We start from the raw sequence: 20,651 nt of genomic DNA on the forward strand, positions 1-20,651 counted from the left end.
GAGAGTCAAAACTTACCGACAATAAAAAAGGTGAATGATTACTCATTCACCTCTCGTTATTTCTGTTTTTGATACTTACTATACTTTGAAGCTTACTGCACGCGGCGCAGTACTTGTTTCAATGCGTCAAAGTCTGCGTCGAGCTCTTCCGATAGCAGCTCCATCGCAGCGTGCTTCGCTAGTGGCGCAGGAAGGTCGATATCGGATTCTAGAATATCATCCACCACTTCTTTGAACTTCGCAGGGTGAGCAGTACATAGGAACAGACCGGTTTCACCGTCTTGCAATTGTTCTTCAAGCACTCGGTAAGCAATCGCACCATGCGGTTCGCATAGGTAGCCTAGAGCATGTAAATCTTTCACTGACTGTGCGCTTTGCTCATCAGATACTGCGCCTTTACCTAACGTCTCCAAGCCCCACTCTTTCACGCGGCACAGCTCTTCAATACGAGGCCAGTTGTTTGGTTGGCTCACGTCCATCGCGTTCGATGTTGTTGCGACTGTTGGTTTTGGCTCCCACTTACCTGTTTCTAGGTAGCGTGGCACAGTGTCATTGGCATTCGTTGCCGCGATAAAGCGCTTAATAGGTAGACCCAGTGCTTTTGCCAGTAGACCAGCAGTTAGGTTACCGAAGTTACCGCTTGGTACTGATACCACTAGGTTTTCACGCTCTTGCTTGCTCATTTGCGCAGCTGCTTCAAAGTAGTAACAGATTTGCGCCATCAAACGGCTGATGTTGATTGAGTTTGCAGAGTTCAGACCGATCTCTTCACGCAGTGCTGAATCACCAAAAGCTTGCTTAACCAGTGCCTGACACGCATCGAAGTCTCCATCGATCGCGACAGTGTGAATGTTTTTACCAAGCGTACAGAATAGCTTCTCTTGCAGTGGGCTGATCTTACCTTTCGGGTAAAGAATCACAACGTTGATGTCTTCCATACCGTAGAAAGCATGTGCAACCGCTGCGCCAGTATCGCCAGAAGTTGCCGTTAGGATAGTGATCTTGCCGCCATCCGAAACCGCAGCAAGAGATTGCGCCATAAAGCGACCACCAAAGTCTTTAAACGCAAGCGTTGGACCATGGAACAGCTCCAGTGCGTAAACACCGTCTTTTACTTGGTTGATAGGCGCAGGGAATTGAAATGCAGCATCAACAAGAGCATTCACTTGCTCTTCTGCAAGTTCATCTCCAATTAACGCCGATAGAATCTTAGTGCTACGAGAGACAAAGTCTTCTGCAAGCAGCGCATCGATATCTTCAAATTTTGGTAATTCCGATGGGAAAAATAGGCCTTGATTGCGACCTAACCCTTGGCGAACGGCTTGGCCAAAGGAAACTTGTTCATCATTTTCTTTTATATTGTAAAGCTTCATAGCTCACTTCCTGTTACTTTCGAACCCTGCTTATCTAGACGACAAACGTGGACGAATCCTTCTTCGTTTTGTACGTAGTTCTGTTCTAACCAGCGAGCAACTCGCTCAGCGACATCTTTCTCTTTGCAAATACTGAACAGTGTTGGACCACTGCCAGAAATACCGGTTGCTAACGCACCTGCTGATGCAGCGTATTGACGTGCATTCGCAAAACCTGGAAGCAGTTTCTCACGATACGGTTCTGCGATCACGTCTTTGATCATTTTTGCAGCAAGTTCTGGCTGACCAGAATGACACGCATGAATAAAGCCCGCAAGGTGGCGACCATGAGCAATGATATCTTGTCGGCGGTATTGAGATGGTAGGATCTCACGCGCTTCCGCCGTTGATACCTTGATACCCGGATACGCCATCACCCAGTACCAATCATCAAAGCAAGGCACTTCTTGACTGATGATACCCAACTCTTCAAGCATCAGTTGCACACCACCAAGGTAACATGGCGCAACGTTGTCGTAGTGAATACCACCAGAGATCTTGCCTTCCATCTCTCCCATCAGCGCCAATAATTCTGTCTCGTTAAGTGGCTGTCCATGGAATCGGTTCAATGCATCTAATGCAGCGACGATAGAACATGCACTTGAGCCTAAACCAGAGCCAATTGGCATGTTCTTTTCTAGCGTCATCTCAAGTGGTTTTAGCTCAACGCCTTTTTTGTCTAACTCACGAGCAAACACGAGCCAACAGTCGTAGACGATGTTGTCTTTTGGTTCAGTTGGCAATTTCTCAACAAAATCACCCGCCGTTTTAAGGCTGAACGGATCAGCCCCAGATTTCACCAATACACGGTCACCCAATAGTGTGCCATCCACTGGAGACACGGCCGCCCCCAGCACATCAAAGCCAACGCTTACATTACCAATTGATGCTGGGGCATAAACCACTACATCCATATCACTTGAACTCATTATTGTTATACCCCTAGTTTCCAACCTAAAGTACGCATCACGTCAGAAAATACACCCGCAGCCGTTACTTCGGTGCCTGCACCATAGCCACGTAACACTAGTGGGATTGGCTGATAGTAACGGCTGTAAAATGCCAGTGCGTTTTCACCGTCCTTGATTTTATACATTGGATCGTTTTCATCCACCGCTGCGATGCTTACTGTGCACTTGCCCTCATTAATCTCACCAACGTAGCGCAGTACTTTGCCTTCTTCCGCTGCCTTTGCAGATAATTCTTTAAAGTAAGCGTCTGCTTCAGGTAAACGCGCCATAAATTCATCAACGCTACCAGAATCATCAAAACCTGGTGGCAGTGCTTGATCAACCACAACGTCTTCTAGTTCTAGAGACATGCCTGCTTCACGAGCTAGGATCAGAAGCTTACGCGCGACATCCATACCAGAAAGATCATCACGAGGATCCGGTTCAGTAAAACCATTTTCTTTTGCGATATTAGTAGCTTCACTTAGGCTCATACCTTCATCTAACTTACCGAAGATGTATGACAGAGAGCCAGAAAGAATACCGCTAAAGCGCTCTAGCTCATCACCCGCTGAGATTAGGTTTTGCAGGTTTTCGATTACCGGTAGACCCGCCCCCACAGTTGTTTCGTACATCAGCTTGCGACGAGAGCTGCGCGCAACATCGCGAAGCTGATGGTAGTAAGCCATGCTTGCTGTGTTTGCTTTTTTATTTGGTGTAACGACATGGAAACCAGCTGCTAGGAAATCAGCGTATTGGTTCGCGATATCTTCACTTGATGTACAGTCAACCAATACTGGGTTGATGATGTGGTTACGTTGAACCAAAGAAATCAAACGCGCTAGGCTGAACTCTTCTGTCGCTGCCGACATACGATCACGCCAATGCTCGAGTGGCAGACCTTCACTATCAAGTAAAAGACCTTTGCTGTTTGCCAAGCCGCACACGCGGATCACGATGCCTTTCTCTGCAAGCTTCGCCTGTTGACGCTCGATCTGATCCACCAGCTCACCACCAACGCCACCAATACCAACCACGAATACGTCTAAGAAGTGCTTAGAGTTGAATAGGTTTTCGTGACACGCTTTGATCGCTTCAGAGATTTTATCTTCAGGAATCACGGCTGAGATAGCACGCTCAGATGAGCCCTGTGCGATGGCTACAATGTTTACGTTCACTTCAGCAAGAGATGAGAAGAAGCGAGATGCAACACCGCGCGATGTACGCATGCCGTCACCAACCAACGTTATGATTGAAACATTATCAATAAACTCGACCGGCTCTAATAAGCTATCTTTCAGTTCCAACTCAAACGCATCGGCCAGTACTTGTTGCGCTTTTGCTTTATCTTCTGCCTCAATACAGAAGCTAATGCTGTACTCAGAAGAAGACTGAGTAATAAGAACAATAGACACACCAGCGGAAGACATTGCGCCAAATACGCGGCTTGCCATGCCAACCATACCCTTCATACCTGGGCCGGAGACGTTAACCATGGTTAGGTCGTTTAGCGTCGTGATACCTTTGATCGCCAGATTGTCTTCACCAGTGTCTTGCCCAATCAGAGTTCCTGCACCTTGTGGGTTAAAGCTGTTTTTGATCAGACATGGGATGTGGAACTGCGCGATAGGAGCAATGGTCTTCGGATGCAAAACGGAAGCACCGAAGTAAGAAAGCTCCATTGCTTCTTGGTAGCTAAGAGATTTAAGTAAGCGAGCATCTTCCACTAAACGAGGGTCGCAGTTGTATACACCATCTACGTCAGTCCAGATCTCACAACAATCTGCGCGCAGACACGCCGCAAGAACCGCCGCCGAATAATCAGAGCCATTGCGACCAAGTGTTACCAATTCACCTTTCTCGTTACCTGCGGTAAAGCCAGGCATGATATTCACATGGCCCAGAGGAAGAGGGTTTTGGCGGAAGTTTTGCGTTGAAACATCTACATCAACCATGGCTTCAAGGTGATCACCTTTTGCGTATAGGTATTCAACTGGGTCGATAAGATGCGCAGGTTGGCCTTTCGCTTCAAGCACTGCCTTCATCAATTGAATTGAAACGCGTTCGCCTTTGCTGATGATGCGTGCATTGACGTTATTTGGGCACATGCCAAGAAGGTTGATGCCATGAACGAACTGGCGTAATTGAGAGAGAGAAGTTTTCACTTGGTTATCGAAAGCTGAACCATCGATATTGGGTAGTACTGCTTGGATTTGAGTGAAGAGCGTTTTAAACGACTCCTCCAACTCTTTGATTTGTAGTTCTGCTTCACCATTGCGCAATGCGCCTTCAATGACCGCAACCAATTTGTTTGTTGTTTTACCAGGAGCGGAAAGAACAACCGCTACTTCTTCTTGTTGAGCGTTATTGGCAATAATGTCTGCCGCTCTCAAAAAGCGATCTGCATCAGCTAGTGATGATCCGCCAAACTTCAATACTCGCATCCCTTCCTCCGGTATATCTTCTTAAATTTGTCTAAATTCTGGATAAAAAAGCATAAAAAAAGGCCTGTATCTTGTTGGATACAGGCCTTTTTTGTGAATTTCTTTCGCTCAGCAGCCTGCCCCAACATGTGTCGTGTCGGTAATAATAATGGTCGTGGTCATTACTACTAGGCTGTTAGATGGCATAAATAAATATTCAACGTTAATTGTGTTTGCTTAACTCTACGTTTACCGAGTTTCTGATACATAGTCAACAAAAAATTGTTTGTTTTTCCATCTTTCAGAGATTTCTGCTAAGCAATGTCATTGATATTTATAGTTAATTACACATTATTGATCATTTGGAAATCTACAGTTAGTTTTTGTAAAGGACTTAACTATCATCACCAGTTCGGTTTTTTATCTAATAACTAGTCTAATCTTTGCCATAAAACGTACGATCAAATAATTCGAGAGGGTTGTGACACATAACAACAACTTAACTGTGACTTATGTTCATAGGATCGAATTATTTAGAAAATAGGTGAGCTAGCTTTCATATTCTATGCTTTAATAGTGAGAAGCTTTGGGCGCATACTAATAAAAAAGTTGACACAAGGAGTGGTGAACATGAAAAGAGGGCTTTTTCTGTTGCTGTTTTTTGTGCCTGGTGTTTGTCTAGCAAACGAACTTCCGCCGCTTCCAGGTAAAACATCCCCTTCTCCTCATAAGCTATTCATTTCCAGCGACAGTTATCAGTCTGACAGTTTTGATGTTTGGAATATCGATACGGGTTACGCTTACGAGCTTTTTGATTCGGTAGACGTTTATGTCGGTGCGCGAGTCAATAACTCTCCTACCCAAAATCAAAGTGGTTTTTTGAGCGGGATCAGCTATCACTTTAATGATCGTGTCACGCTGAAAAGTACAGTTCGCTCTTACAAGAACGAAACAGTGGAAGGTATTCGCCAAGACGACAGTAGCCTCGCGGCTGAAGTCTCAAGTCGCGTAAAAATTACCGATAAACTGGATCTTCACGCGACTCTTGATTACCAAGATTGGCGACAAGGCTTTGAGGTTGGTTTAGGCTTTCGTTTTTAGAAGTCCAGCTTTTGCTTAGAAATCAATACACCGTTCCAGTCCGCGTAAACGTAGTGCTTAGGTTGAACGATTTGGTTTTGCATCGTTAAGGTTACGTTTACCTCTCCTATCCCGCGTTTCTCTGTTTTAAACGGGTTGGTGCCAAGAGCTTGAACGCCAATGTCCATTTGAGATATTTGTGCTACATCGCGTATTGCACCATAGACAATGATGCCTTCCCACCCATTTTCTATTCCGAGTATCGCTAATTGATCGCCGAGTAATGCTCTCTGACACGATCCATGTCCGTCAACAATCAATACTTTACCCGTTCCATCTTCGCCCAGTACTTCACGCACTTTCGAGTTATCGTGATAGCAGCGCACCGTAACGATTTCACCGTAAAAAGCGCTACGTTGACCAAAGTTCTGCAATGGTAAAGTAAGCAAGCTCACTTGGTCTTCAAATTGGTCACAAATATCGGGTGTAATGTCTCTCATATTTCCTCCGTGAATTTTCTCACCCAAGCGGTGCTTCAGTGAGCAGTATCCTTTTCTATACCTTCTATACGAGCCGAGGTTTAATGGAGCCTAACGTATGAAAAACTTTCGGCTGCGAGCACGCAATAAGATAAAGTTGGTCATTAATGACGTAATAAATCGCGTTTTGTTGAAAGTCACTCGCCAATTCAACGGCTACCTCTGGCGACAACTCGACGGCAAAGCTTTCCTCATACCATGTAAAAGCGCTATCACCTACCGTGACAGGCGCGTAATTAACGTGCTGTAGCTGTTTTTCTAACGCGTGATTGTTTATGCTGTTCTCTTCTTTGGACCTCAAGTTACTGTATGGGTTCCAAGCGGTTATCACAGCATAGTTTGAAACACGCCACTCGGCTTCGAATCTGAAAAAAGATTCTGAATAAGCATTCCATAACGATGCGTCTATGTTCTTATTACTTTTTTCTATCATAAGTCTTAAACGATTAATAACAGTTACATTTCATCAATTGATATAAATCAACAAACTGAATGGAATTAACATTTGAGCATTGTTAGCATGCTGTTAACAATATAAAATCCGCTCAATATCTTAGGGTGTTTACGTTTCAGGCCCCACTGAAAGCAGGAAATGAAAGGTAAACAAGCCCTTTAGAATAAACGTCGCCATTGGATACTGGTGAGTTGGCAAAATTCCATGGAGGGCGGATAACTGAAAGAAGTGTTTTTTTGATCAACTTGATTTATTATCAAAATCACATTACCTGTATGTTATATTTTTGCCTAGAATTTATTCTATTAGCACAATTTTGTCACAAATTTAGGTACCGCCAATGCAAACCCCGCAGATTCTTATCGTTGAAGATGAGCAAGTAACTCGTAACACTCTTAAGAGTATTTTTGAAGCAGAGGGATACGCTGTTTTTGAAGCCAGTGACGGTGAAGAGATGCACCAAGTGTTGTCTGATAACTCAGTCAACTTGGTTATTATGGACATTAATCTTCCAGGCAAGAATGGCCTTCTACTAGCGCGTGAATTACGCGAGCAAGCGAACATTGCTTTAATGTTCCTGACAGGCCGTGACAATGAAGTAGACAAGATCCTAGGTCTTGAGATTGGTGCAGATGACTACATCACTAAACCATTCAATCCACGTGAACTAACTATTCGTGCACGTAACCTACTTAGTCGCTCAATGAGCTCTAACGCGGTGCAAGAAGAGAAGCGCTCGGTAGAAAAGTATGAATTCAACGGTTGGGTACTAGACATCAACAGCCGCTCTCTAGTAAGCCCTGCTGGTGATAGCTACAAGCTACCTCGCTCTGAGTTCCGCGCATTACTGCACTTCTGTGAGAACCCGGGTAAGATTCAAACTCGTGCAGATCTTCTTAAGAAGATGACTGGTCGTGAACTTAAGCCACACGACCGTACTGTAGACGTAACGATTCGTCGTATCCGTAAGCACTTTGAGTCTGTTTCAGGTACGCCAGAAATCATCGCCACTATCCACGGCGAAGGTTACCGCTTCTGTGGCGATCTAGAAGACTAGATTTAACCGCTAATATGCAAAGGGCTTGCTCATTGAGCAAGCCCTTTTTGTTTTAGGTCTAACGACTAATGCAACATCATTGCGGTTAATAAACCTTGTTAATCTTCACGTACTTTTCGACTAACCAACGCTGTTTACCCGCATCGTCTAGAAGCACTGCGATATCAACCGATTTTTCTGTGTTCACATCAATGTGAGACGAGAACGCCACCTCCCATCGGCTTTCACTGTGCGTTCGAGTATCTAAAGACGCACTGTCCACCAACCACTCTTTTTGCCCCTGTTTAATAATAAGAGCTTCTGCCGTTAGATTTGCAGGAAGTAACTGATCTCCTTCGAGGTAAAGTGCACCTTGAATACTTTGCTCTTCCACGTCCCCAATATTCGGCATGAGGTTCACCCATAAATTACTTTTGAGCTCAACATTAACCTCATTAATCGTAATCTGACTGTTTTGTTGCCAATTCACATTTGGAACGGAACTACAGCCTGCCATCAATGCCATGACTAACGCCAATGGTGCGATTCTTTTCATGTTATTTCCTTTGTTCCAACCAACTTTTGAGGACTTGAATATCGTTTTGGTATTCATTTTTGATCTCTTCAACCCAGTCTGAAATGTTTTCCCACCATGCAGGCATATCGGGCGATTGCGCTTTTTGCGCCACACTTTGGATACGTTTCAGGCCAATTGAACCTGCAGCACCTTTGATTTTATGCGCTTCAGAAACAATCCCATCTTGATCTTTCGCTGTCATGTTCGAATCTAAGACATCGATATAGTCTGGCATCATATCTTCAAACATTTTTATGCTGTCGTAGACAGGTTTTGCACCAACAATGTCGACGTAAGACTCTAACATATCCATATCGAGCAAATGTGTCTCAATCACAGGAGAAGGCACTGGCTCTTCCACTGTTTCGGGACCGCTCACCACTTCCTTAGGTTGTTCTAACTGGTGAGCGAAGAATTTATCAATCACTGACTGAATAGCATTCACTGCCAGCGGCTTACTGATCGCATCATCCATGCCGTTATCTAAGTATTCACGACGATCTTTCATTACATTAGCAGTTAAGGCGACCAATGGAGGAAGATTGTTATAATGCTTGCGGTAATAATTGGCGACATCAAAGCCCGTCATATCAGGCAGTTGGATATCCAACAACGCTAAGTCGTATTTTTCTGGCACAAAGTTCACTAACGCTTCTTGGCCCGTCATTGCCACGGTGACAGAGTGCCCTAGGCTCTCAAGTAACGATTTAGCCACAGTTACGTTAAGCTCGATGTCTTCGACCATAAATATGTTGAGGCGCACATTGTCGCGTTTCGCATCAATGACTGGCTCAGCTAGTTCAACAATCGGAACGTGGATCGATACAGTAAAAGTGCTACCAAAGCCTTCCTCACTGGTAACCGTAATGTCACCATCCATCATATTGATCAGTTGCTTAGATACCGCCAAACCAATACCTGTACCGACCGCATGCAGGTTGTCCTTGCCTGATTTCACTTGGTAGTACATCGCAAAGATCTTATCTAGCTCTTCGTCTGGGATACCAATACCAGTGTCTTCCACTTCCATAATAATGGTCGCAAAATCGTCTTCGACATCCGCGCTCACTGTCATCACAACGCCACCTTCTTTGGTGAACTTCATTGCGTTGCTGACCAAGTTCCAAATCACCTGACGTAGACGGGTTGCATCCACTTCAATTGCTTTTGGCAAGTCGCTTAAACGTTCTAAGTCAAAGCGTAACCCTTTTTGTTCCGCCATCAGAGCAGAGATACTCTCAATCTCTGCGACGAAGTCTTCGAAGTTAAGTGGCGCAGGTAATAGTTCTAACTTACGGCGATCAAATTTATCCATATCGATAATATCGTTGAAGATGTTACCTAGAGTAATCGCACTCACATTGATGGTCTGCATGTGTTTACGCTGCTCTTCTGTCAACGGACTATCTAGAAGCATACGACTTAAGCCTACAATGCCATTCAGCGGCGTTCGCAGCTCATGACTGATGGTTGAGATGAAGGTAGTTTTGTCGCGGCTTGCTTTCTCTAACGACTCTTCATGGCGCTTACGTTCAGTGATATCACGACCGAACCCAACGAGACCAAGGTGACGGCCATCTTTGCTGTAAAATGGCACTTTACGCAGCTCAAAGTAATGCTTGCGACCATCTGGGTATTCGAGCCATTGCTCGTAAGTAATCGCTTGATTATCGGCAAAAACCTTTTGGTCAGTATCAACGATATGCTCGGCGATTTCTTTGCTATACACATCCCAAGGGCTTAATCCGACTAACTGGTGCTCTTTCTTGCCCGTTAGCTCTTCCATCGCGCGGTTACAGCCAGAGAAAACACCATCCGCATTGCGGTAGTAAATTAAGTCTGGTGAGGCATCAATAAATGAACGCAGTAATGCGGTACGTTCTGCCAACTCTAATTGAGTACGTTCGCGTTGGAACACCTCGTTTTCGAGGTCTTGCATCGCCTCTTCACGTGCTTCTTCCGCTTTAATACGCTCTTCAATTTCTTGGTTAAGCTTTTCAATGTTTTGTTGAAGTTGGTAATTCAACTCTTGATCTCGCGAACGCATGTCCTTCAGTTTGGACACCAGCTTAGTTAAACGCTGGCGAGACTCTTCTAGTTGATCGACAACCACAGAGAGGAAGTAAACCGCCCAAGGGGTGATCAATAGACCAAAAAACACCGAACGGACAATGTCGATATCATCTACTCGCCCTTTGAGAGCTAAAGTAATCCCTACCTGCACCACAACAGCTAATGCCACCAGCGCAAGGGCTAGCAAAATAGAGAAGCGAACAATCCCCAGTTTGACTAGCAAGTCGACATAATACTGGGCGAGATTTTTCATGGGTTTCATTAACTACTCCATGGTGGTGGCTAGATAGCGCCATTCGATGATGAAAAACAGGTAAATGCACTCGACCTAACGCAATTTAGGTCTGTTTGATTAGTGAAAAACACACGGTGCGATCTGCGCTTGTGACACGAGATAGAAAGATAAACCAACGAGCGCACAGGCTTCTGTAAGTTTAACGTGTTTAATACGGTGATTTAAACAATCAGCTATCAACTTAGAGCAAGCGGTCACAAAGCGTTAGCAAGAACTGGGGTGAATACAGGTGCGATTACGTCCATCAGCTTTAGCTTGGTATAACGCACTGTCAGCCATAGCGATGCCCATTTCAGGTTCATCACCATGCTGAGGAATGTAAGAGACCAGACCGATACTGACGGTAAGGCGTTCAGATGCTTCTGAACTGTCGTGTTCCATATCAAGCTGTAGAATTTTCTCATGAATACGCAGCGCTACGTTGCGCGCACCTTCCGTGGTGGTATTCGGCAATATAAAACCAAACTCCTCGCCACCATAACGCGCAACACAATCCGAAGAACGATTGATGACTTGTGTAAACACGGTAGCGACACTGACTAACGCTTCATCACCTTGTTGGTGACCGTAACAGTCGTTGTAATCTTTGAAAAAGTCGATGTCACATAACATGATGGTGAGCGGCAGCTTTTCTCGAGCGTGGTGGTACCACAATACCTGCAGCTGTTCGTCGAAACGGCGTCGGTTCGATACTTGAGTTAAGCTATCCATAAAGCTCAATTTTTCTAACTCTAGGTTGGCTTTTTCCAACTTTTGTTCTGCAAGATAACGCTCAGAAATATCACGCGCCATGATCAGCACACCATTCGTTCCTGATGCTTTATCTTTAAAAGGCGATTTCACCACATCAAACCACGTACTTTTACCATCACTACTCACGACTTTATCTATGTATCGAACTGGCTCTAACTGGCGTAATGCTTCTAAGTCACTATCTGCTAAGCGCGCGTACATCTCTTTAGGAATCACGTCTTGGAGGCGCTTACCTATCAAATCAGAAATTTTTGAAATGCCTAACGCCTTAACAAAAGGCTGATTACACGCTTGATAGACCATGTTCTCATTGAAAATACCAATAGAGTCCGGACTGGCATCCAGAATCGTTTGTAAGATAGTATCTCTTTGCGCTAGCGCCACCTCTGTATCTTTGCGACGCTCCATTTCATCTCGCAGATTCTGTTGCATCTTGTGCCATTCAGTCACGTCATGACTAATAGACAGCGTACCGATAAGCTCACCACTCGGCGAAACAAGAGAGTTTTGATTGACTTCCAATAAGCAACTTCGACCTTGTGGATCCGTTGTCCATTTACGTTCGCTTTTTCTAGTCGTCTCACCCAAGGCCTTGGATGCGCAAACTTCTTCCCTTCGCCCTTGCCAGAATTGATCAAATGCTCGATTGGTCGTTAATAGATTGCCTTGGCGGTCTTGGGTACAAATCAGCTCTGAAAGTGAGTCTAATGCCGAACGTGCGATGATTAATTGCGCAAGTTCTTGTTGCTGCTCTTGGTGAGTGGCTTGATATGGCTGAGCATAAAGAATCCAAACTCGATGATTGCGCAATAAACTCTTTCTGCCTGACAGCTCCACTTTAATAGATTCACTATCAGATAGTCGCCAGTCAAAAGCCTGCTGACGAAAATGACGACTAGAGAAGCGATCGAGAAACTGCTCAAGCTCATGAATATCGAATAAAGCAGGATACAAATACCCCGTTCCCAAAGAGCGAATGCCTAATAACTGCATCGCAGCCTGGTTAGATAGCAAGAGCTGAGCATGGCTAGTGTCCACCACTATGACTGGATAGGGAGAATCCGTTACTAGTTGCTTAAGTGATGTCTGAAAGTGTAAATAGATCAGTGCTAACGCGCACACGCCTGCGATTAACAACAAGACGACATAGCCATAACCGCCTTGACCACCCCAAAGCCAATTGAGTAACTGATCCATCGTTTAAACCTTCAAAGAACACTGGTTAAAATATATCAGTTATTTATTGAGCGATCTGCTATTAATTCCGGTTTAGTATAGATAAAGGTATTCCCCGTAAGACTCCCTTGAGCACCATGAGCACTGAGATCTCGACCAATTTCCGTCATCGCTAGCCAACGGTTTTCACACCACAGAGGCGATAATAACGTGGGCCTCCTGGCTGCTGATGAAACGCGATGATAAATCACATCTGGTGGTGTCATACGAATCATTTCACTGGCGATCGCAACATATTCTTCTAATTCAGGGGCTTCTAGCTTTCCAGCACGCCAAGCTTTCGCCATGGTGCTACCTTCGACAATATGCAAGCCATGTAACTTGATGCCATCCGTTCCCACGGCCAACACTTTTTGCAGCGTTTCAATATTTTCGGCGCGGTTTTCTTTGGGTAAACCCACAATTAAGTGAGTACAAACCTTGATTCCGAGTGTTCGCGCACGCTTAGTGATTTCGGCATAACACTCAAAGTCATGACCACGATTGATACGTTTTAGGGTGTCATTGTTGGCGGTTTGAAGGCCTAGTTCTAGCCAAATTTCATAACCTTGCTGTACATAGCCCGACAGTAAATCCAATACCGCATCAGGGACGCAATCAGGACGCGTCCCCACACAAAGACCAACCATGTCTGCAGCCTTTAGTGCTTCTTCATACATGTTTTTGAGAACTTGTACTTCGGCATAGGTACTGGTGTAGGCCTGAAAATAAGCGAGATACTTCTTCGCTCTGTGAATTTCACCTGCGCGATCTTTTAACTGTTCGTGAATGCTTTTTATCTGGACTTCTTCATCTGCAAACGAAGCCACATTGCAAAATGTACATCCTCCCCGCCCAATCGTGCCATCGCGGTTAGGGCAACTAAATCCACCGTGCAATGTTAACTTATGAACCTTTTCACCGTATCGACGCTGAAGATCTTGGCCGATTGTATTGACCAACTCATGTAACTGCATAAATTCTCACCAACAATAAATCGTAATCAATCTCACTACGATCTGTGTAAATAAATTACATCCCTGCAAGAAAAAACACACAATATTAATCAATTCAAACACCCACCATGCGGGTCAAAATCAATAAACTTGCATAATTAAAGACAAAAATCGTTCATGTTGCGTAAATGTTAAACTAAAAATGCATAATTAAACGAAAAAATTGGGTCACAACGCCGACTTTTTCATTGCATTCTGAAGTGACAAAATTGTAGGATACTTACACAACCCCGTTATTTTTGTGACTTTTATTACAAAGCACACTGCGGGATTTGTCGGTGTTATCCCACTCCTACCTATATAAATCACTAGATAGTGATAATAAATAAAGGGATACCACCAAGGATTGTTTTTCTCGCAAAACTTTTCCTGCGAGATACGGAAAGGAATCAAGACCGGTCAACCTAGATCGGTGGCGATAATAAATATAAAGGACAAGACGTAATCAATAGTCTAGGTAGTATTTGCTGCCCGGTACTTTTGCGTCGACATTGAACTGGAAGGATGTATCTATGGTAGATAGAGAGCAAAATCCACAGGGTCTGTACACTCCGGAACTGGAGCATGACGCTTGCGGTATCGGTTTTGTTGCTCACCTTAAAAACCGTAAATCTCATGAAGTAGTGACTCAAGCATTGGATATGCTGGCTCGCATGGAACACCGTGGTGGTCAAGGTTGTGACCCATGCAGCGGTGACGGTGCGGGTATCTTGCTACAAAAACCTCATGAATTCCTATTAGAAGAAGCCGTTAAGCTAGGCATTAAACTGCCTTCGTTTGAAAAGTATGGTGTTGGTGTAGTTCTTTTCCCGAAAGACGAATACAAACGCGAGCAATGCCGTGACATTCTAGAACGTAACGCACAACGTCTAGATCTTGAAGTTATCGGCTACCGCGTATTGCCAACCGATAACTCAATGATCGGTGCAGACCCACTAAGCACAGAGCCTCAGTTTGAGCATGTGTTTATCTCTGGTGGCCCGGGCATCACACCTGAAGAGCTAGAGCGCAAACTGTACGTACTTCGTAACTATACTGTACGTGTTTGCCTAGAAAGCGTTTCGAACATTGGTGACGACTTCTACATTAACTCCATGTCTTACAAGACATTGGTGTACAAAGGTCAGTTAACTACCGAGCAAGTACCTCAGTACTTCCTTGATCTACAAAACCCGACCATGGTGACTGCACTGGCACTGGTACACTCTCGTTTCTCTACCAATACCTTCCCGAAATGGCGTCTTGCACAGCCTTTCCGTTACATTGCCCACAACGGTGAAATCAATACAGTTCGCGGTAACTTGAACTGGATGAAAGCCCGTGAAGCAATCCTAGAATCAGACCTGTTTACTCAGGCTGAAATCGACATGCTTCTTCCAATCTGTCAGGAAGGCAGCTCGGATTCATCTAACTTCGATATGGCACTTGAGCTCCTAGTTCTTTCTGGTCGCAGCCTGCCACACGCATTGATGATGATGATCCCGGAAGCATGGCAAGAAAACAAAAACATGGATCCTAAACGTCGCGCGTTCTATCAGTACCACGCGAACATCATGGAACCATGGGATGGTCCTGCTTCAGTATGTTTTACTGATGGTGTTCAAGTTGGTGCGACACTAGACCGTAACGGTTTGCGCCCTTCTCGCTACACAGTGACCAAAGATAACTTCCTAGTGATGGCATCTGAATCTGGTGTTGTGGATATTGAACCAGAGAACGTAGAGTTCCGTGGTCGTCTACAACCGGGTCGTATCTTCGTTGCAGACCTAGAACAAGGTCGAATCATCTCTGATGAAGAAGTGAAAGACACCATCGCAACGGCACAGCCTTACGAGAAGTGGGTAGAAGAAAACCTACTGAGCTTGAAGAAGCTGCCAGATGCGAGCAACCAGTTCAGCCAACCTAAGCCAGAACACCTTCTACACCGCCAACAAGCGTTTGGCGTAAGCACTGAAGAAGTGAACGAAATCATCGTTCCAATGGCGAATGATGCGAAAGAGCCATTATCAGCAATGGGTGCCGACTGGCCTCTTGCGGTTCTATCTCATCAGTCTCAACATCTTTCAAACTACTTCAAGCAGCTGTTCGCACAGGTAACTAACCCACCGATCGACCCGATCCGTGAGCGTATGGTTATGTCGCTGAACACTTACTTGGGTAAAGACCAAAACCTTCTGACTGAAACACCACTTCACTGTCAGAAAGTAGAATTGGAATCGCCTGTTCTAGCCAACTCTGAGCTTGAAAAACTGCGTGCGATCGATAACGAGCACCTACAAGCGAAAACGTTGGATATCGTATTCCAAGCTAGTGAAGATCAAGGCAAACTTGAGCGTGCATTAAAACGTATCTGCCAATACGCAGAAGACGCGGTTATCGATGGTTATTCAATCATCCTACTCACTGACCGCGCAGTGAATTCAAACCACGCGGCGATCCCAGCAATGCTGGCTGTTGGCGCAGTGCACCACCACTTGATCCGTAAAGGTCTACGTGCGAAGTGTGACATCGTGGTTGAAACTGGTGACGCGCGTGAAACGCACCACTTTGCAACGCTACTTGGTTACGGTGCGAATGCGGTTAACCCTTACCTAGTGATTGAAACCATCATTGAACTTCAACGTACGAAGAAGTTGGATCCAGAAGCGAACCCGCGCGATCTGTTCAACAACTACCGTAAAGCGATTAATGGCGGTCTTCTGAAGATCTTCTCGAAGATGGGTATCTCGACGCTACAGTCGTACCATGGCGCACAAATCTTCGAAGCCTTGGGCATCCACAAATCCGTGGTAGACAAATACTTCACTGGTACGGTTTCTCGTATCCAAGGTCTCACCCTTGATGATATCGCCAAAGAAGTGCTGATCCGTCACCGCATCGGTTACCCACAACGCGAAATCCCAATTCAAATGCTGGATGTTGGTGGTGTTTACCAATGGAAACAGCGTGGTGAAAAGCACCTATTCAACCCAGAGACTATTTCTCTACTGCAAGAGTCTACGCGCAACAAGAACTACGATCAGTTCAAGCAATACGCGACTGCTGTAGATAAGCAAGGCGACAACGCGGTAACCCTGCGTAGCCAACTTGAGTTCATTAAGAACCCAGCCGGTTCTATCTCTATCGACGAAGTCGAGCCAATTGAAAGCATCGTGAAACGCTTCGCGACCGGTGCAATGTCATTCGGTTCTATTTCTTACGAAGCACACTCCACACTGGCAGTTGCGATGAACCGTCTTGGCGCGAAATCGAACTCTGGTGAAGGTGGTGAAGACCCAATGCGTTTCGAGCGCAAAGAGAACGGCGATTGGGAACGCTCTGCAATCAAGCAGGTGGCTTCAGGTCGTTTCGGCGTAACCTCTTACTACCTAACTAACGCTGAAGAGCTGCAAATCAAAATGGCTCAAGGTGCGAAGCCAGGTGAAGGTGGTCAGCTACCAGGCGATAAAGTAGATGACTGGATCGGTGCAACGCGTCACTCGACTCCGGGCGTTGGCCTTATCTCGCCACCACCACACCACGATATCTACTCAATCGAAGATTTGGCTCAACTTATCTACGACTTGAAGAACGCGAACCGCGCAGGCCGTGTAAACGTGAAGCTAGTATCAGAAGCAGGCGTAGGTACGATCGCTTCTGGTGTAGCGAAAGCGAAAGCGGACGTTGTACTAATCGCAGGTTTCGACGGCGGTACAGGTGCATCACCAATGTCTTCAATCCGCCATACCGGTCTTCCTTGGGAACTTGGCTTGGCAGAAACGCACCAAACGCTACTGAAGAACGGTCTACGTAACCGTATCGTGGTTCAAGCAGATGGTCAGATGAAGACACCTCGCGACCTTGCAGTGGCAACACTACTTGGTGCAGAAGAATGGGGCGTAGCAACCGCAGCATTAGTGGTTGAAGGTTGTATCATGATGCGTAAGTGTCATAAGAACACTTGTCCTGTTGGTATCGCAACTCAGAACAAGACGCTTCGCGAGCGCTTTGATGGCCGCGTAGAAGACGTCGTTACCTTCTTCCAATACATGGCACAAGGTCTACGTGAAATCATGGCTGAGCTTGGCTTCCGCACTATCGATGAAATGGTCGGTCAAGGTCAGAAACTGAAGATCCGCCAAGAGATTTCTCACTGGAAATACAAGAACCTAGATCTGTCTCCTGTTCTCCACGTTGAGCAACCACGTGAAGCTGATGGTGTATTCAACCAAGCTCAACAGAACCACAACCTAAAAGAAGTGCTAGACCGTAAGCTGATTCAAGCAGCGATTCCTGCACTAGAGAAAGGCGAAGCGGTGAATGCCGAGTTCCCTATCGTCAACACGGACCGCTCTGCAGGTACCATGTTGTCGAACGAAATCTCGAAAGTGTACAAAGATGCAGGTCTACCTCAGCCAATGAACGTGAAGTTCAAAGGTTCTGCAGGTCAGTCATTCGGCGCATTCCTAGCTAAGGGCGTGAAGTTCGAAGTGGAAGGCGACGCGAACGACTACTGGGGTAAAGGCTTATCCGGCGGTACTTTAGTACTTTATCCAGATGCGAAATCAAGCATTGTCGCGGAAGACAACATCGTGGTTGGTAACGTGTGCTTCTACGGTGCAACTTCGGGTGAGTCTTTCATTCGTGGTATGGCTGGTGAACGTTTCTGTGTTCGTAACTCAGGCGCGAAAGTAGTAGTAGAAGGCGTCGGTGACCACGGTTGTGAATACATGACTGGCGGTGCAGCCATCATCCTTGGGTCAACAGGTCGTAACTTTGCCGCAGGTATGAGTGGTGGCGTGGCTTACGTATGGGATAAATCAGGTGACTTTGAGTCAAAACTGAACCCAGAGTTAGTAGACTTAGATCCAATCGAGAAAGAAGACAGAGATCTATTACTCGACATGCTAACTAAGCATGTTCAATTCACAGGAAGTGAAGTCGCGCAGTCTTTCCTAGACAATTTTGAAGCTAGCCTAGCCTCTATGGCTAAGGTAATGCCGCGTGATTACAAAGCGGTTCTTCAAAAACGCAAAGCTGAAGCACTGTCTCAAGGAAACGAAACTCAAGTGGAGGCCGTATAATGGGTAAGCCTACTGGATTTTTAGAGCATGGTCGTGAACTACCACAGAAGATTGACCCAGCTGAACGCATCAAGAACAACAAAGAGTTCGTTCTGAACGAGGAGTTTGGTGACAAGATCAATACTCAAGCTTCTCGTTGTATGGATTGTGGCGTGCCGTTTTGTCATAACGGCTGCCCTATCGGTAACATCATCCCAGAATTTAACGACGCGGTTTATCGTGATAGCTGGGAAGAAGCTTGGAACATCCTAAGCTCGACGAACAACTTCCCAGAGTTTACTGGTCGTGTTTGCCCTGCTCCATGTGAAAGTGCTTGTGTTCTTGGTATCAACCAAGACCCAATCACTATCTGTAATATCGAAAAAACTATCGTAGAAACGGCGTATCGTGAAGGGTACGCCAAACCAAAAACACCACGCTCTCGCACTGGCAAAACCGTTGCGATCATTGGTTCAGGTCCTGCTGGCCTTGCAGCTGCTGAGCAGCTAAACAGCGCAGGTCATACTGTGACGGTATTCGAGCGAGACGAGAAAGTGGGCGGTCTGCTACGTTTTGGTATCCCAGACTTTAAACTGAGCATGGAAGTCATTGATCGCAAGATCAATCTAATGGCAGAAGCTGGCATTGAGTTTAAAGTAAACCAACACGTCGGTGTTGATGTAAATGCTCAGCAATTGCGTCAAGAGTTCGATGTGGTTCTACTAACCGGTGGCTCAACGGTTCCACGTGATTTGCCCGTTCCGGGTCGTGAACTAAAAGGCGTTCACTTCGCGATGGAGTTCCTAGGTCAAAACAACCGTCGCGCCAATAACATGGACCTGAAAACGGAAGAAATTCACGCTGCGGGTAAACATGTTGTGGTTATCGGTGGTGGTGATACGGGTTCAGACTGTGTGGGAACATCAAACCGTCACGGCGCAGCAAGTGTAACTCAAGTGGAAATCATGCCGATTCCACCAGAAAAGCGTCCTGCTAATATGCCTTGGCCTCAATATCCAATGATCCTGCGTACTTCGACATCTCATGAGGAAGGTGTCGATCGTCACTGGAACATCCTCACCAAAGAGTTCATCGGCAATGACAAAGGTGAAGTTACTGGTCTTCGTTTGGCTGATATCGTTTGGCAAGATGCGAAACCAGGCGAGCGTCCAGGCTTCAAAGAAGTTGAAGGCAGCGAGCGAGTGATTCCGTGTGATATGGCATTCCTAGCGATGGGCTTCCTGCACCCTGAACCAACGGGCGTACTTGCTCAACTGGATATCGCGCTAGATGATCGTGGTAACGTAGCAACTCAAGGTTTTGCTACTAACCAAGAAGGTGTATTTGCTGCTGGTGATATGCGAACAGGCCAATCTTTGGTGGTTCGTTGTATCAATGAAGGCCGCGAATGTGCCCGTGCTATCGATGATTACTTAATGGGTGGCACAAACCTAGAAGCAAAAGCAGATTCACTGATGCTTTCTGCTTAACGAAGCAGCCATGCTTCTCTCTTTCAATTGCTAATAGCCATCAGCAATATCGATGGCTATCGGTGAAGAAAGAAAACAATTCCTTCCAATCTTTCTATTTTGACCAGCATTTTATGCTGGTCTTTTTTATCTCCCACAGAATCAAATGTTACTTTTTTGTAACAATCAATTTACTATCTATTTGAAATTATTAAACTATTTTAGCTTATTAAATGGTAAATCGCATATTCACGTTATGATCCACTAATAACTTGACCTTTTTTACAATAAGCTATAGCTTGTGAAGTTGATGAAAA

14 protein-coding genes and 1 other annotated feature are annotated in these 20,651 nt (G+C 45.5%); of the genes, 4 read left to right on the plus strand and 10 right to left on the minus strand.

The window, feature by feature from the left end; translation table 11 throughout:
* Positions 1-92: 92 nt before the first annotated feature.
* From thrC to thrL, 4 genes are all read right to left on the minus strand, one after another.
* Positions 93-1,373, minus strand: coding sequence for a threonine synthase (gene thrC / locus R7Z49_RS06980; RefSeq protein WP_132936765.1), 1,281 nt, complete (start codon positions 1,371-1,373; stop codon positions 93-95).
* The gene (gene thrB, locus R7Z49_RS06985) at positions 1,370-2,326 is read right to left on the minus strand and encodes a homoserine kinase (RefSeq protein ID WP_033906103.1); all 957 of its coding nucleotides are present in this window, start codon (positions 2,324-2,326) and stop codon (positions 1,370-1,372) included. The genes thrC and thrB overlap by 4 nt, the downstream gene beginning before the upstream one ends.
* Before the next feature lie 20 nt (positions 2,327-2,346).
* On the minus strand, positions 2,347-4,806 hold the full coding sequence (thrA, locus tag R7Z49_RS06990) for a bifunctional aspartate kinase/homoserine dehydrogenase I (RefSeq protein ID WP_047102037.1): 2,460 nt from the start codon (positions 4,804-4,806) through the stop codon (positions 2,347-2,349).
* Between the two features lie 53 nt (positions 4,807-4,859).
* Positions 4,860-4,979, minus strand: a sequence feature (Thr leader region).
* Complete coding sequence (gene thrL, locus R7Z49_RS06995) at positions 4,915-4,992, minus strand: thr operon leader peptide (RefSeq protein WP_074192076.1); 78 nt, start codon at positions 4,990-4,992, stop codon at positions 4,915-4,917. (Overlaps the previous feature by 65 nt.)
* Positions 4,993-5,415: 423 nt before the next feature.
* On the opposite strand from thrL, the gene R7Z49_RS07000 reads away from it, so the two are divergent.
* On the plus strand, positions 5,416-5,886 hold the full coding sequence (locus R7Z49_RS07000; RefSeq protein WP_318111485.1) for a ribonuclease regulator: 471 nt from the start codon (positions 5,416-5,418) through the stop codon (positions 5,884-5,886).
* Here the strand turns inward: R7Z49_RS07000 and R7Z49_RS07005 are convergent.
* A complete protein-coding gene (locus tag R7Z49_RS07005; protein WP_005381822.1) occupies positions 5,883-6,365 on the minus strand; it encodes a putative 4-hydroxy-4-methyl-2-oxoglutarate aldolase in 483 nt (160 codons plus the stop codon). The genes R7Z49_RS07000 and R7Z49_RS07005 overlap by 4 nt on opposite strands.
* A 64-nt stretch (positions 6,366-6,429) precedes the next feature.
* Positions 6,430-6,837, minus strand: a complete 408-nt coding sequence (locus R7Z49_RS07010) for a DUF3293 domain-containing protein (RefSeq protein ID WP_005381823.1) — start codon at positions 6,835-6,837, stop codon at positions 6,430-6,432.
* Positions 6,838-7,198: 361 nt separating this feature from the next.
* Between R7Z49_RS07010 and arcA the strand changes: the two genes are divergently transcribed.
* On the plus strand, positions 7,199-7,915 hold the full coding sequence (arcA, locus tag R7Z49_RS07015; protein ID WP_005381824.1) for a two-component system response regulator ArcA: 717 nt from the start codon (positions 7,199-7,201) through the stop codon (positions 7,913-7,915).
* 85 nt (positions 7,916-8,000) lie between these two features.
* Here the strand turns inward: arcA and R7Z49_RS07020 are convergent, their stop codons facing one another.
* The 4 genes from R7Z49_RS07020 to R7Z49_RS07035 all read right to left on the minus strand — a co-directional run bounded on the left by R7Z49_RS07020 (position 8,001) and on the right by R7Z49_RS07035 (position 13,784).
* On the minus strand, positions 8,001-8,450 hold the full coding sequence (locus tag R7Z49_RS07020; RefSeq protein ID WP_054574283.1) for a hypothetical protein: 450 nt from the start codon (positions 8,448-8,450) through the stop codon (positions 8,001-8,003).
* A 1-nt stretch (position 8,451) separates the two neighbouring features.
* Positions 8,452-10,806: an aerobic respiration two-component sensor histidine kinase ArcB gene (arcB, locus tag R7Z49_RS07025; RefSeq protein ID WP_005381826.1), complete on the minus strand. Its 2,355-nt coding sequence runs from the start codon at positions 10,804-10,806 to the stop codon at positions 8,452-8,454.
* 237 nt (positions 10,807-11,043) lie between these two features.
* Positions 11,044-12,789, minus strand: coding sequence for a GGDEF domain-containing protein (locus R7Z49_RS07030; RefSeq protein WP_132936764.1), 1,746 nt, complete (start codon positions 12,787-12,789; stop codon positions 11,044-11,046).
* Between the two features lie 35 nt (positions 12,790-12,824).
* Positions 12,825-13,784, minus strand: a complete 960-nt coding sequence (locus R7Z49_RS07035) for a TIGR01212 family radical SAM protein (RefSeq protein ID WP_132936763.1) — start codon at positions 13,782-13,784, stop codon at positions 12,825-12,827.
* Between the two features lie 551 nt (positions 13,785-14,335).
* Here R7Z49_RS07035 and gltB point away from each other — a divergent pair.
* Positions 14,336-18,886, plus strand: coding sequence for a glutamate synthase large subunit (gene gltB, locus R7Z49_RS07040; protein WP_132936762.1), 4,551 nt, complete (start codon positions 14,336-14,338; stop codon positions 18,884-18,886).
* The gene (locus R7Z49_RS07045; protein ID WP_132936761.1) at positions 18,886-20,355 is read left to right on the plus strand and encodes a glutamate synthase subunit beta; all 1,470 of its coding nucleotides are present in this window, start codon (positions 18,886-18,888) and stop codon (positions 20,353-20,355) included. The genes gltB and R7Z49_RS07045 overlap by 1 nt, the downstream gene beginning before the upstream one ends.
* The last annotated feature ends 296 nt before the right edge of the window (positions 20,356-20,651 follow it).

The sequence above is a fragment of the Vibrio sp. 1562 genome (genome assembly GCF_033340155.1).
Lineage (GTDB): Bacteria > Pseudomonadota > Gammaproteobacteria > Enterobacterales > Vibrionaceae > Vibrio > Vibrio alginolyticus.

What these genes read in the sequence shown, in the direction of transcription:
- R7Z49_RS07005 (WP_005381822.1), bottom strand. Translation starts at nt 6,365, where the DNA reads ATGAGAGACATTACACCCGATATTTGTGACCAATTTGAAGACCAAGTG.
- thrC (WP_132936765.1), bottom strand. Translation starts at nt 1,373, where the DNA reads ATGAAGCTTTACAATATAAAAGAAAATGATGAACAAGTTTCCTTTGGC.
- arcB (WP_005381826.1), bottom strand. Translation starts at nt 10,806, where the DNA reads ATGAAACCCATGAAAAATCTCGCCCAGTATTATGTCGACTTGCTAGTC.
- arcA (WP_005381824.1), top strand. Translation starts at nt 7,199, where the DNA reads ATGCAAACCCCGCAGATTCTTATCGTTGAAGATGAGCAAGTAACTCGT.
- R7Z49_RS07020 (WP_054574283.1), bottom strand. Translation starts at nt 8,450, where the DNA reads ATGAAAAGAATCGCACCATTGGCGTTAGTCATGGCATTGATGGCAGGC.
- thrB (WP_033906103.1), bottom strand. Translation starts at nt 2,326, where the DNA reads ATGGATGTAGTGGTTTATGCCCCAGCATCAATTGGTAATGTAAGCGTT.
- R7Z49_RS07010 (WP_005381823.1), bottom strand. Translation starts at nt 6,837, where the DNA reads ATGATAGAAAAAAGTAATAAGAACATAGACGCATCGTTATGGAATGCT.
- gltB (WP_132936762.1), top strand. Translation starts at nt 14,336, where the DNA reads ATGGTAGATAGAGAGCAAAATCCACAGGGTCTGTACACTCCGGAACTG.
- R7Z49_RS07045 (WP_132936761.1), top strand. Translation starts at nt 18,886, where the DNA reads ATGGGTAAGCCTACTGGATTTTTAGAGCATGGTCGTGAACTACCACAG.
- R7Z49_RS07030 (WP_132936764.1), bottom strand. Translation starts at nt 12,789, where the DNA reads ATGGATCAGTTACTCAATTGGCTTTGGGGTGGTCAAGGCGGTTATGGC.
- R7Z49_RS07035 (WP_132936763.1), bottom strand. Translation starts at nt 13,784, where the DNA reads ATGCAGTTACATGAGTTGGTCAATACAATCGGCCAAGATCTTCAGCGT.
- thrA (WP_047102037.1), bottom strand. Translation starts at nt 4,806, where the DNA reads ATGCGAGTATTGAAGTTTGGCGGATCATCACTAGCTGATGCAGATCGC.
- R7Z49_RS07000 (WP_318111485.1), top strand. Translation starts at nt 5,416, where the DNA reads ATGAAAAGAGGGCTTTTTCTGTTGCTGTTTTTTGTGCCTGGTGTTTGT.
- thrL (WP_074192076.1), bottom strand. Translation starts at nt 4,992, where the DNA reads ATGCCATCTAACAGCCTAGTAGTAATGACCACGACCATTATTATTACC.